The organism is Frigoribacterium sp. Leaf415, from assembly GCF_001424645.1.
Lineage (GTDB): Bacteria > Actinomycetota > Actinomycetes > Actinomycetales > Microbacteriaceae > Frigoribacterium.
The window spans coordinates 2,752,190-2,764,116 of record NZ_LMQR01000001.1; the positions used below are offsets into that span (position 1 = coordinate 2,752,190).

The 11,927-nt window shown below is 67.4% G+C and carries 11 protein-coding genes and 2 tRNA genes; 3 read left to right on the plus strand and 10 right to left on the minus strand.

The annotated features are described in order from the left end of the window. Positions 1-114 precede the first annotated feature (114 nt). Complete coding sequence (pknB, locus tag ASG28_RS12815) at positions 115-1,821, plus strand: Stk1 family PASTA domain-containing Ser/Thr kinase (RefSeq protein WP_157485723.1); 1,707 nt, start codon at positions 115-117, stop codon at positions 1,819-1,821. A gap of 96 nt (positions 1,822-1,917) precedes the next feature. Here the strand turns inward: pknB and ASG28_RS12820 are convergent, their stop codons facing one another. Genes ASG28_RS12820 through ASG28_RS12825 form a run of 3 tightly spaced genes read right to left on the minus strand, consistent with a single transcriptional unit; the run spans position 1,918 to position 3,493 of the window. Continuing rightward, positions 1,918-2,556, minus strand: a complete 639-nt coding sequence (locus ASG28_RS12820) for an anthranilate synthase component II (RefSeq protein WP_055975762.1) — start codon at positions 2,554-2,556, stop codon at positions 1,918-1,920. Continuing rightward, positions 2,553-2,714 (minus strand): hypothetical protein, encoded by a 162-nt coding sequence (locus tag ASG28_RS16785; protein WP_043595285.1) that lies wholly within the window; start codon positions 2,712-2,714, stop codon positions 2,553-2,555. Before ASG28_RS16785 ends, ASG28_RS12820 begins: the two co-directional genes overlap by 4 nt. A gap of 2 nt (positions 2,715-2,716) precedes the next feature. Further along, entirely contained in the window at positions 2,717-3,493 is a 777-nt protein-coding gene (locus tag ASG28_RS12825) for a class E sortase (RefSeq protein ID WP_055975765.1), read from the minus strand. 152 nt (positions 3,494-3,645) lie between these two features. Here ASG28_RS12825 and ASG28_RS12830 point away from each other — a divergent pair, with 152 nt between their 5' ends. Continuing rightward, positions 3,646-3,879: a cell division protein CrgA gene (locus ASG28_RS12830; RefSeq protein ID WP_043595289.1), complete on the plus strand. Its 234-nt coding sequence runs from the start codon at positions 3,646-3,648 to the stop codon at positions 3,877-3,879. A 161-nt stretch (positions 3,880-4,040) separates the two neighbouring features. Here the strand turns inward: ASG28_RS12830 and ASG28_RS12835 are convergent, their stop codons facing one another. Together ASG28_RS12835 and ASG28_RS12840 are read right to left on the minus strand one after the other, a co-directional pair. Further along, positions 4,041-4,889: a rhomboid family intramembrane serine protease gene (locus ASG28_RS12835; RefSeq protein ID WP_055975769.1), complete on the minus strand. Its 849-nt coding sequence runs from the start codon at positions 4,887-4,889 to the stop codon at positions 4,041-4,043. Next, entirely contained in the window at positions 4,890-5,429 is a 540-nt protein-coding gene (locus ASG28_RS12840) for a peptidylprolyl isomerase (RefSeq protein ID WP_054145712.1), read from the minus strand. Positions 5,430-5,566: 137 nt separating this feature from the next. Between ASG28_RS12840 and ASG28_RS12845 the strand changes: the two genes are divergently transcribed. Beyond that, positions 5,567-6,103, plus strand: coding sequence for a hypothetical protein (locus ASG28_RS12845; protein WP_043595293.1), 537 nt, complete (start codon positions 5,567-5,569; stop codon positions 6,101-6,103). Positions 6,104-6,397: 294 nt separating this feature from the next. Here ASG28_RS12845 and ASG28_RS12850 read toward each other — a convergent pair. The 5 genes from ASG28_RS12850 to gyrB form a co-directional block, all read right to left on the minus strand. Next, positions 6,398-6,470, minus strand: a tRNA-Ala gene (locus ASG28_RS12850). 82 nt (positions 6,471-6,552) lie between these two features. Next, positions 6,553-6,626: transfer RNA gene (locus ASG28_RS12855), tRNA-Ile, on the minus strand. A 73-nt stretch (positions 6,627-6,699) separates the two neighbouring features. After that, entirely contained in the window at positions 6,700-7,107 is a 408-nt protein-coding gene (locus ASG28_RS12860; RefSeq protein WP_043595295.1) for a DUF3566 domain-containing protein, read from the minus strand. Beyond that, a complete protein-coding gene (gene gyrA / locus ASG28_RS12865; protein WP_082454640.1) occupies positions 7,100-9,787 on the minus strand; it encodes a DNA gyrase subunit A in 2,688 nt (895 codons plus the stop codon). The genes ASG28_RS12860 and gyrA overlap by 8 nt, the downstream gene beginning before the upstream one ends. 77 nt (positions 9,788-9,864) lie before the next feature. Further along, positions 9,865-11,838 carry a DNA topoisomerase (ATP-hydrolyzing) subunit B gene (gene gyrB, locus ASG28_RS12870; protein WP_043595296.1) on the minus strand — a complete coding sequence of 658 codons (1,974 nt, stop codon included), beginning with the start codon at positions 11,836-11,838 and terminating at the stop codon, positions 9,865-9,867. Positions 11,839-11,927: the final 89 nt, after the last annotated feature.

The window sequence follows — 11,927 nt, forward strand, 5'->3', positions numbered from 1 at the left end:
AGCCCTGACAATCATCCCCGCGACCGATACGCGTACCCAGTCCGGGGGAGCCCGCCCCGGTACACTGGCTCCGACCGTGTCGCCAGACAGGGGTGGGTCGTTGGGAGAACAGGCGTGGCTGAAGGTGTGAGAGAGAGCATCCATCTCCTCGCCAACCGGTACCAGATCGGTGACCTGATCGGCCGCGGTGGCATGGCCGACGTCCACGTCGGCACCGATGCCCGGCTCGGTCGCAAGATCGCCGTGAAGCTGATGAAGCCCAGCCTCGCCACCGATCCGGCCTTCCGCTCGAGGTTCCGCCAAGAAGCCCAGGCCGCCGCTCGCATGGCGCACCCGACCATCGTCCGGGTCTTCGACGCCGGCGAAGAGGTCGTCCGCGACAGCCGTGGGCTCGACGTGGTCGTCCCGTTCATCGTCATGGAGTACGTCGAGGGGCGCCTGCTCAAGGACATCGTCGCCGAGGGCCCGCTCGACCCCGACGAGGCCGTCCGGGTCACCGCGGGCGTGCTGACGGCCCTCGAGTACTCGCACCGGGCGGGCGTGGTCCACCGCGACATCAAGCCCGGCAACGTCATGCTGACCAACTCCGGTCAGGTCAAGGTGATGGACTTCGGCATCGCCCGGGCCATCAGCGACTCCGCGGCCACCGTCGCGCAGACCACGGCCATCCTCGGCACCGCCCAGTACTTCAGCCCCGAGCAGGCGCGCGGTGAGACCGTGGACGCCCGCACCGACCTCTACTCGACCGGCGTCATGCTCTTCGAGTTGCTCACGGGCAAGCCGCCCTTCACCGGCGACAGCGCCGTGGCGGTCGCCTACCGTCACGTCAGCGAGCCTCCCGTCCCGCCGAGCACCGTCGAGCGCGGCGTCAGTCCGGCGCTCGACGCCGTCGTCCTGCACGCGCTCACCAAAGACCGCTTCGACCGCTTCCAGAGCGCCGCCGAGTTCCGTGACGACCTCGAGGCCGCCGGTGCCGGTCGCGCGCCGGCCCGACGACCGCATGCCGTCGACGCCGGCTCCACGCTCTTCGGCGTCAACCCGCACTCGAGCGCCGGCAGCGAGGCCGCGTTGAAAGAGCTGCAGTCCGACGACACGGGACGACCTCAACGAACCCAGACCCGGCCACCCGTGGCCTGGATCTGGGCAGGCATCGTGCTCGTGGCCGTCGTCATCGTCGCCGTCGTCTTCTGGGTGGTCAACCTCACCCCTCCCACGGTCGACAACGCCCAGTCGTCCCGCATCCCCGACCTCGTCGGGGTCAGCTTCGAGACCGGGACCGCCCGCCTCGACGAACTGGGGTTGACGGTCGTCCGTGCCGACGCCAGCAGCCCGACCATCGATGCCGGCGACATCGTCTCGACGGATCCCCTGCCCGGCACGTCCGTCCCGAAAGAGTTCGCGGTCACGGTGACCGTCTCGTCCGGGCCGCAACTCGTCGCGATGCCCGCGGTCACCGGGCAGACAGTCGACGCCGCGTGGCAGGCCGTCACCGATGCCGGTCTCGAACGGGGTCAGCAGAGCACCGATTACTCGCCCACGGTGCCCGAGGGGTCCGTCCTCTCGTCCGATCCGGCAGCGGCCTCGCAGGTCGCCCTCGGCTCGGATGTCGACCTCGTGGTGTCCAACGGCCTCGTGCAGCTTCCCGACGTCACCCGGCAGCCCTCCGAAGAGGCCATCACGACCCTCCGTGACCAGCTGGGTCTGACGGTCACCCCGCAGTCCGACCCCGGTTGCACCGGTGAGACCGTGTCGGGCATGAGCGTTCCGCCCGGCGACGTGGCTCAGGGCTCGGCCGTCACCCTGCGCATCTGCACCGGCTGATCCCCTCGGGAGTCAGAACTCGTCCCTGAGGGTTCGACGCCCCGAGTTCGACTCCGCGAGTTCGGTTCCGACTGTTCGACGCCGAGAGCGCGACGTTCAGCCCAGGTCGACGAGCGGGTCGAGCCCTCGGGCCGTCACGGCCGCCTCCGGCAGGCCGGCGACCGACAGCCAGTTGCCGATCATCTGGTAACCGCCCTGCGTCAGCACCGACTCGGGGTGGAACTGCACGCCGTACACGGGCGAGGAGCGGTGGCGTAGGCCCATGATGACGCCACCCGTGGTGCGTGAGGTCACCTCGAGCGTCTCGGGCACCGTCTCGTCCACGACGGCGAGCGAGTGGTACCGCGTCGCGGTGAACGGCTGAGGGACCCCGTCGTAGAACGCGCTGTCGTCGTGCTCGACCTTCGACGTCTTGCCGTGCATCAGTTCGTCGGCGTGGGTGACCGTGGCCCCCAGGGCCTCGGCGATGGCCTGGTGCCCGAGGCAGACGCCCAGCAGCGGCTTGTCGGCGGCCAGGGCGGCGTGCACGACGTCGATCGAGACGCCGGCGGCCGAGGGCGTCCCCGGGCCGGGCGACAGCAGCACGGCGTCGTACTCGGCGATGCGGTCGGCCGTGTCGGCCGCCTCGAAGGCGTCGTTGCGCACGACGTCCGTCTCGGCGCCCAACTGCTGGAGGTAACCGTTCAGCGTGTAGACGAAGCTGTCGTAGTTGTCGAGGACCAGGATACGCGTCATGGTTGCTCCACGGTGACGTCGGGGGTGGGCAGGAGTTCGTTGACGTAGGGGAAGACCCACTCGACGAGGGCGAACAGCACGGCGGCGATCAGGACGAGCACGAGCACGAGCCTCACCCACCAGGGGCCGGGCAGGATGCGCCAGAGGGCGGAGTACACGGTCAGCCTCCGATTCCGGCAGCGGCGAGCTCGGCGGGTGCCCCGGCCGACAACGGCTGCCACGAGTCGAACACACCGTAGGCGACGATGCGTTCCTGGGCGGTGAACATCGGGTTGCAGCTCGTCAGGGTGATCAGGCGGTCACCCGAGGTCGCCGACACGTCGGGGGCGTCGGGCACCTGCTGCAGCACGGAGACCTGCGTGGCCTGGACGTACTGCAGGTTGCGGAACGAGTAGGTGAACCAGCCGTCCTGCGTCTGGACGTACATCTTGTCGCCCTCTTGCAGGTCGGCGATCTTGTTGAAGGGCGCCCCGTAGGTGGTCCGGTGGGCGGCGATGCCGAAGTTGCCGACCTGGCCGGGCATCTGGGTCTCGTCGTAGTGACCGATGCCGATCTTGTTGAGGGTGCGCACGGTGCTCGTGCCCCCGGCGATCGGGACCGCGTAGTCGGCGCCGAACCGCGGGACGTAGAAGTTGGCGAACGTCTCGGCCTCTCCCGGCGCCGCCCCCACGGGCGGTTCGCCGTACGAGCCGTCGCTCGACGGCTCGGGGGCCGGCGTCGCCGCCTGGTCGAACTGTTCGCTCAGACGTGCCGCGTCGCCCTTGTAGGCGTCGGCGACGACGAGGTCGTTGAACCACTGCTGCCACCCGATGAAGAGCAGCACCAGCACACCGGCGGTGATGAGCAGTTCTCCGAGGACGCTGACGAAGGAGGCGCGTGATCGAGGCCGACGCGTCGTGCGTCTCGCGATCAGGGCCTCGCCCCCGTGGTCCGTCATGACTCGATTCTAGGCGGGCTTCCGTGCCTCCGAGGCGGCGGGGACCGGCGGTGGACAACGTGTGGAGAGCATGTGGAGAACGCGGTCGTTCCCGTGGACGGGCATGACGGCCTTCCCAGGACCGAAAAGGGCCTCACGGTACACTGTGCGCCATGGCCAAAGACACGAACCGCAGCACGAAGCCCGCCCGCACCGCAGAGGACGCACCGAACCCCGTGTGGTTCAAGCCGGTCATGTTCGGCTTCATGCTCGTCGGTCTCGCCTGGATCGTGGTCTTCTACGTCAGCCAGAGCACCCTGCCTGTGGCGTCGCTCGGCTCGTGGAACATCTTGGTCGGCTTCGGCATCATGTTCATCGGCTTCCTGATGACCACCCGGTGGCGCTAGAACGCACCTTCGAACTTACACGCCTGTAACTATCCCCATTGTGGGAAACCCTGTGGATAACTTTCCTGTGGATAACTCGGGCGGTTGAGATCGCGTCGGCCGACGAGAAGAGGCGGCTCCCCGATGGGGAGCCGCCTCTCGTCGTTCGTGGGCCGGTTGTGTCAGAACAGGCCTGCGAGTTGAGCTGATCTGGCCAGGAGCGCCGCGACCACGATCACGCCGATCGCGACGAGCACGGCGGTCTGCAGGGCGTGCTTCGAGCGGTGACGGGTCTTCGAGAACAGGAACGCGACGGCCCCGCCCACGACGATGCCCCCGAGGTGGGCTTGCCAGGCGATGCCGGGCACGATGAAACCGATCGCGAGGTTGATGCCCACGAGCACCAGGAGCTGGATGCTGCGGCCGCCGAGGCTGCGAGCGATGACGAAGAACGCCGCCATCAGACCGAAGATCGCCCCGGAGGCGCCGACCACGAAACTGCCCGGTGCCAGCAGGGCGACCGCAGCCGACCCGCCGATGCCCGAGAGGAGGTAGAGGGCGGCGAACCGACCTCGTCCCAACTGTCGTTCGAGCTCTGCCCCGAAGATGTACAGCGAGTACATGTTGAAGAGGATGTGCAAGATGCTGCCGTGGACGAACATCGTCGTCACGGCGCGCCACGGCTGCACGATCTCGAGCGGTGGGTAGAAGGCCAGGGCCCGTGTGACCACGCCGTTGCCCGTCCCCGTCACGAGCTGCAACAGGAAGACAGCGACGGTCACGGCGATGATGCCGTAGGTCACGACGGGGGCCCCACGCCGGGAGGCGCTACGGACGCGGCCGACCACCTGCGGTTGGAGGCGCGGTGCGTTGCCCCGCGCCTCCTTCACGCACTCAGGGCAGTGCACGCCCACCGCGGCGGGCGTCTGGCACTCGCCGCAGATGGTGCGACCGCACCGCTGGCAGAGCACGAAGCTCTGCCGATCGGGGTGCCGGTAGCAGTAGTTCGACCGATCGTGCGGATCGGTCACCTAGACCTCGTCGATGGTGACGCTCTCGAGCACCACGTCCTCGAGCGGCTTGTCGCGCGCGTCGGTCTTGACGGCCTCGATCGCGTCGACGACCTTCTTGGACTCGTCGTCGGCGACCTCGCCGAAGATGGTGTGCTTGCCCTGCAGCCACGGGGTCGGGACCGTCGTGATGAAGAACTGCGAACCGTTGGTTCCCTTGCCGCCACGCGTGCCGGCGTTGGCCATCGCGAAGATGTAGGGGGCGTTGAAGTTCAGCTCGGGGTGGATCTCGTCGTCGAACTGGTAGCCGGGACCGCCGACGCCCTGGCCGAGCGGGTCGCCGCCCTGCAGCATGAAGTCCTTGATGATGCGGTGGAAGACGACGCCGTCGTAGAGCTTGTCGGTGCTGACCTTGCCGGTGGCCGGGTGGGTCCACTCTTTGGTGCCGGTGGCGAGGCCGACGAAGTTGGCGACGGTCTTCGGGGCGTGGTCGCCGAAGAGGTTCACCTTGATGGTGCCGAGGTTGGTGGTGAGGGTGGCGACAGCGGTGTGCGTTGACATGTCGTCATTCTTCCACAGCCACCTCGGCGCACCAGCGACTCCCCAGGCACCGTTCCGTGACCTGTCAGGAACCTCCGTGCCACACTGGGACGGGCCAGCAACTCTGGCTCCACTGCCTACTCGTTGGAGGAACGTTCATGGCCCTGTCACGCAAGCAGAAGAAAGAACTCAAGAAGTTCAAGAAGCACGCTGCGGCGGTGTGGGGTGAGCAGCGCGGCGTGATCGACCACGCCGGCAAGGTCATCGGCGGCTACCGCGACGACGCCGTCAAGATCGCGAACAAGAAGGTCGTCCCCCAGATCAAGCACGCCGTGGACTCGAACGTCCGCCCCGTGGTCTCGCAGGGCCTCTCGACCGGGTCGCACTACGCGTCGGTCGCTCAGGACCGCCTGAAGCACGACGTGTACCCCGCGTTCTCGTCGGCTCTCGGCAACCTCGACCTCGCGAACGACCCGAAGGTCAAGAAGGCCGTGAAGAACGCCAAGAAGCAGGGCAAGAAGGCCGCGGCGAAGTACGTGCCGCGCCAGCAGAAGTCGGGCCCCGGCGTCGGCGGCGTCTTGCTGATCGGCGTGGGCGTCGTCGCTCTCGGTGCCCTGGTGTTCGCGGCCGTGCAGACGCTGCGTGCCGACGACGAGCTCTGGGTCGCCGACGACGACGCCGACACCAAGGCCTAGTCCCCCGCACCCCCACGAAGGGCCCGCCTCCCCCGGAGGCGGGCCCTTCGTCGTCCCTGCCCCCACGACTGCAACAGCCGACGATGGCCCCGGCCCAGACACTACCTTCTGCCCAACGTTGCACGCACGTCGGCGAAGCCGACACGGGCCCGACGGGCTCCGGCCTGATCCCGCCGTACATCGCACGCCACGTCGGCGAAGCCGACACGGGCCCGGAGGGCCCCCAGACCAGCACAAGAGAATTGCCCCCGTCAGCTGACACCGTCAGCGGACAGGGGCAAGGCAATTCGATCGTGGAGCCTGGGAGAATCGAACTCCCGACATCCTGCTTGCAAAGCAGGCGCTCTACCAACTGAGCTAAGGCCCCGACCCCCCGGTCACCGGGGGAACGAGCACGATCTCACCCTGTGCGCGTCGTGAGACGAGCTCGAGATGAGACCGGTACTGCGTGGGGCTAATAGGACTTGAACCTATGACCTCTTCGTTATCAGCGAAGCGCTCTAACCGCCTGAGCTATAGCCCCCGGACCGTCGTAAAGCCTACAGCACCACGACGGCGAACTCGAATCGGCGGATTCCACCGACGCGAGCGATGGATCAGTTGTTGGTGAAACCGACGAGCAGGCCGCCGGTGATGCGCACGCTCAGGTTGTAGAGGACGGCGACGATGGCCCCGAGGACCGTGCCGACGACCACGTTGAGGATGGCCACGACGATCGAGAAGAGCATGATCTGACCGACGTTGAAGGTGTCCTGGATCGAGAAGCTCGAGTCGCCGAGGATGTCACGCAGCAAGGCGTCGAGGTCGTCGAAGATGCCCGTCTGGTTGAGGATGGCCCAGATCAGGAAGGTGGCGACGACCGTGATGATGCCGATCGCGACGGAGATCAGGAAGGCCAGCTTCACGACCGACCAGAAGTCGATGTAGACGAGCTTGAGGCGGACCTGCTTGGTGCCGGACGGTCGTTTCGCCTTCTTCTGCAGTCTCTCGGCGACACTACTCATTGTTCGTTTCCTCTCCGGCGGTTCCGGTGGCCTCGTCGTCGGTCGACTCGGCGTCGACCGACGTGGCGTCGGTCGTGGGGATCTCGGTGTCGGCGTCGATGGACTCGACGGACTCGACAGACACTACGGCCTCGGCCACGGCGTCCGCACTCTCGTCGACCTCGGCAGCGAGATTGCGCTCACTGTTGCGGGCCACCGCGATGATGCGATCGTCGCTCGCGAAGCGGGCGAAGACGACGCCCATCGTGTCGCGGCCCTTGGCCGGAACCTCGGAGACGGCCGATCGGACCACCTTGCCTCCGGACAGGACCACGAGCACCTCGTCGTCCTCGCCGACGATCAGGGCGCCGGCGAGGTCGCCCCGCGCCTCCGCGAGCTTGGCGACCTTGATGCCGAGGCCGCCACGGTTCTGGACGCGGTACTGGTCGGCGGCCGTGCGCTTGGCGTAGCCGCCCTCGGTGACGACGAAGACGTAACCCTCTTCACCGACGACGGAGGCGCTGAGCAGCGTGTCGTCGTCGCGGAAGGTCATGCCCTTCACGCCCGAGGTCGACCGGCCCATGGGGCGCAGCGACTCGTTGGTGGCCGTGAAGCGCAGCGACATGCCGTGACGGGACACGAGCAGCAGGTCGTCGTGCTCGTCGACCAGCAGGGCCGAGACGAGCTCGTCGTCGTCGCGCAGGTTGATCGCGATGATGCCACCGGTGCGGTTCGTGTCGTACTCGGTGAGCGAGGTCTTCTTGATCAGGCCGTCGCGAGTGGCGAGCACGAGGTAGTCGGCCACCTCGTAGTCGCGGATGTCGAGCACCTGCGAGATCTGTTCGTCGGGCTGCATGGCGAGCAGGTTGGCCACGTGCTGGCCCTTGGCGTCACGGCCGGCCTCTTGCAGCTCGTACGTCTTGGCGCGGTAGACCCGGCCCTTGTTCGTGAGGAACAGCAACCAGTGGTGGGTGGTCGTGACGAAGAAGTGGTCCACGACGTCGTCCGCGCGCAGCTGGGCCCCGCGGACGCCCTTGCCGCCCCGGTGCTGGCTGCGGTAGTTGTCGCTGCGGGTGCGCTTGACGTAGCCACCCCGCGTGATGGTGACGACCATCTCTTCTTCGGGGATGAGGTCCTCGACGCTCATGTCGCCGTCGAAGCCGAACATGATCTCGGTGCGGCGGTCGTCGCCGTACTTGTCGGTGATCTCGGCGAGCTCGTCGCTGACGATCGTGCGCTGACGCTCGGGCTTGGCCAGGATGTCCTGGTAGTCGGCGATCTCGCGCTCGAGCTTGTCGGCGTCGTCCTGGATCTTCTGACGCTCGAGGGCGGCCAGGCGACGCAGCTGCAGGTTGAGGATGGCCGAGGCCTGGATCTCGTCGACGTCGAGGAGGTCCATGAGACCCGCGCGCGCCTCCTCGACGGTCGGCGACCGGCGGATGAGCGCGATGACCTCGTCCAGGGCGTCGAGGGCCTTCAGGTAGCCGCGCAGGATGTGCGCGTCGGCTTCGGCCTTCTTCAGGCGGAACATCGTCCGACGGACGATGACCTCGATCTGGTGGTCGACCCATGCCGAGATGAAGCCGTCGAGCGCGAGGGTGCGGGGCACGCCGTCGACGATCGCGAGCATGTTCGCGCCGAAGTTCTCTTGCAGGCTGGTGTGCTTGTAGAGGTTGTTCAGCACGACCTTGGCGACGGCGTCGCGCTTGAGCACGATGACGAGTCGCTGGCCGGTACGACCCGAGGTCTCGTCGCGGATGTCCGCGATGCCTCCGATGCGACCGTCCTTGACGAGCTCGGCGATCTTGATCGCGAGGTTGTCGGGGTTGACCTGGTACGGCAACTCGGTGACGACGAGGCAGGTCCGCCCCTGGAGCTCTTCGACGTTCACGACCGCGCGCATCGTGATCGAGCCGCGGCCCGTGCGGTAGGCGTCCTGGATGCCGCGGACGCCGAGGATCTGCGCGCCCGTCGGGAAGTCGGGACCCTTGACGCGCTGCATGAGCGCCTCGAGCAGCTCTTCGCGCGACGCGGTGGGGTTCTCGAGGTACCACTGGGCACCCGACGCGACCTCGCGCAGGTTGTGCGGCGGGATGTTCGTCGCCATGCCGACGGCGATGCCGACCGAACCGTTGACCAACAGGTTGGGGAACCGGCTGGGCAGGATGGCGGGCTCGCGGGTGCGACCGTCGTAGTTGTCCTGGAAGTCGACGGTGTCCTCGTCGATGTCGCGGACCATCTCGAGCGCGAGCGGAGCCATCTTCGTCTCGGTGTACCGCGGGGCGGCGGCGCCGTCGTTGCCGGGCGAGCCGAAGTTGCCCTGGCCGAGCGCGAGCGGGTAGCGCAGGCTCCACGGCTGGACGAGGCGGACCAGCGCGTCGTAGATCGCCGTGTCGCCGTGCGGGTGGAACTGGCCCATGACGTCGCCGACGACGCGCGAGCACTTCGAGAACGCGCGGTCGGGGCGGTAGCCGCCGTCGTACATCGCGTAGATGACGCGACGGTGCACGGGCTTGAGACCGTCGCGCACCTCGGGCAGGGCCCGGCCGACGATGACGCTCATCGCGTAGTCGAGGTACGAGCGCTGCATCTCGAGCTGCAGGTCGACCTGCTCGATGCTGTCGCGCTTCGGTGCCTCGGCGAAGGTCTGGGTTCCCTCGGCGTCGATGCCCTCGGGGGTGTCTGTCGGCTCGTCGGCCATGATTCTCCGTTTGTCGTGGTCTGCCCCGTGGTGCTCGTCGGGGCGCGGGCGTGCTCCGGATCAGCCGGAGGCGCGCATCAGATGTCGAGGAAGCGGACGTCTTTCGCGTTCTGCTGGATGAAGTTGCGTCGCGATTCGACGTTCTCGCCCATCAGGGTGTCGAAGATGGTGTCGGCGGCCACGGCGTCCTCGAGGGTCACCTGCAGCAGCGTGCGGGTGTCGGGGTCCATCGTGGTCTCCCACAGCTCTTTGTAATCCATCTCGCCGAGGCCCTTGTAGCGCTGGATCGCGTTCTCTTTCGGGATGCGCTTGCCGGCCGCGCGACCCGAGACGAGCACCGCGTCGCGCTCGGCGTCGCTGTACACGTACTCGTGGGCGGCGTTGCTCCACTTGAGCTTGTAGAGCGGCGGCTGCGCCAGGTAGACGTAGCCGAGGTCGATCAGGGGGCGCATGTAGCGGAAAAGCAGGGTGAGCAGCAGCGTCGTGATGTGCTGGCCGTCGACGTCGGCGTCGGCCATCAGGACGATCTTGTGGTACCTCGCCTTGTCGGGGTCGAAGTCTTCTCCGATGTCGGCGCCGAAGGCCTTGATCATGGCCTGGACCTCGTTGTTGCCGAGGGCACGGTCGAGACGGGCCTTCTCGACGTTGAGGATCTTGCCGCGCAGCGGCAGGATCGCCTGGGTCTCGGGGTTGCGCCCCTGCACCGCCGAACCGCCGGCGGAGTCGCCCTCGACGATGAAGATCTCGCTGCGCGAGGGGTCTTTGCTCTGGCAGTCCTTGAGCTTGCCGGGCATGCCGTTCGACTCGAGCACGCCCTTGCGGCGGGTCTGCTCACGCGCCTTGCGCGCGGCAAGACGGGCCTGCGACGCGAGGATGCCCTTGCGGACGATCTCGGCGGCCTGCTTGGGGTTGCGGTCGAACCAGTCGTTCAGCTGCGAGCCGGCGACCTTCTGCACGAACGACTTGGCCTCGGTGTTGCCGAGCTTGGTCTTCGTCTGGCCCTCGAACTGCGGCTCGCCGAGCTTGATCGAGATGACGGCGGTCAGGCCTTCACGGACGTCGTCGCCCGAGAGGTTGTCGTCCTTCTCCTTGAGGAAGTTCTTCTCGCGCGCGTAGCGGTTGATCAGCGTGGTGAGCGCCGCGCGGAAGCCCTCTTCGTGCGTGCCGCCCTCGTGGGTGTTGATCGTGTTCGCGTAGGTGTGGACGCTCTCTTGGTACGAGGTGTTCCACTGCATCGCGACCTCGAGCGAGATCTTCTTCTCGGTGTCTTCTTGCTCGAAGGCGATGATGTCGTCGTGGACGGTCTCCACCTTCTTCGTCGTGTTGAGGTACTCGACGTAGTCGACGAGGCCCTTCTCGTAGTGGAAGACGTCGTGGCGGGGCTCGGCGTCGTCCTCTTGCACGCGCTCGTCGCTGAGCTCGATGCGCAGACCCTTGTTCAGGAAGGCCATCTGCTGGAACCGCGTGCGCAGCGTCTCGTAGTCGAACTCGACGGTCTCGAAGATCTCGGCGTTGGGCCAGAACGTGATCGTCGTGCCGGTGGTGTCGTCGTCCTCGCCCTTGGCCAACGGTGCGACGGGCACGCCGTCGGTGAAGCTCTGACGGTAGACGTTGCCCTGTCGGCGCACCTCGACGTCGAGCTCGCTGGACAGGGCGTTGACGACCGAGCTGCCGACGCCGTGCAGACCACCCGACACCGCGTAACCGCCGCCGCCGAACTTGCCACCGGCGTGCAGCACGGTCAGGACGACCTCGACGGTCGACCGGCCCTCGACGGGGTGCACGTCGACCGGGATGCCGCGGCCGTTGTCGACGACGCGCACGCCGCCGTCCTCGCGCATGGTGATCTCGATGTGGTCGCAGTGGCCGGCCAGGGCCTCGTCGACGGAGTTGTCGACGATCTCGTAGACCAGGTGGTGCAGACCACGGGGGCCCGTCGAGCCGATGTACATGCCGGGACGCTTGCGGACGGCCTCGAGACCCTCGAGGACCTGGATCGCACTGGCGCCGTAGGTGTCGTCGGGCTGGGCGTCGGTGGGATCAGCTGACATGTGCGTAGGGGCTCCTGCCGGACGGGACGAAGGTGAGCCGACCGGTCGCGACCGCTGTCTGGGCGGCCCTCGGACGACCTTCCGAGTCT

Excerpts from the sequence above, each read along its gene's own strand:
- ASG28_RS12820 (WP_055975762.1), bottom strand. The coding sequence starts at position 2,556 with ATGACGCGTATCCTGGTCCTCGACAACTACGACAGCTTCGTCTACACG.
- ASG28_RS12825 (WP_055975765.1), bottom strand. The coding sequence starts at position 3,493 with ATGACGGACCACGGGGGCGAGGCCCTGATCGCGAGACGCACGACGCGT.
- ASG28_RS12830 (WP_043595289.1), top strand. The coding sequence starts at position 3,646 with ATGGCCAAAGACACGAACCGCAGCACGAAGCCCGCCCGCACCGCAGAG.
- ASG28_RS12840 (WP_054145712.1), bottom strand. The coding sequence starts at position 5,429 with ATGTCAACGCACACCGCTGTCGCCACCCTCACCACCAACCTCGGCACC.
- ASG28_RS12845 (WP_043595293.1), top strand. The coding sequence starts at position 5,567 with ATGGCCCTGTCACGCAAGCAGAAGAAAGAACTCAAGAAGTTCAAGAAG.
- ASG28_RS12860 (WP_043595295.1), bottom strand. The coding sequence starts at position 7,107 with ATGAGTAGTGTCGCCGAGAGACTGCAGAAGAAGGCGAAACGACCGTCC.
- gyrA (WP_082454640.1), bottom strand. The coding sequence starts at position 9,787 with ATGGCCGACGAGCCGACAGACACCCCCGAGGGCATCGACGCCGAGGGA.
- gyrB (WP_043595296.1), bottom strand. The coding sequence starts at position 11,838 with ATGTCAGCTGATCCCACCGACGCCCAGCCCGACGACACCTACGGCGCC.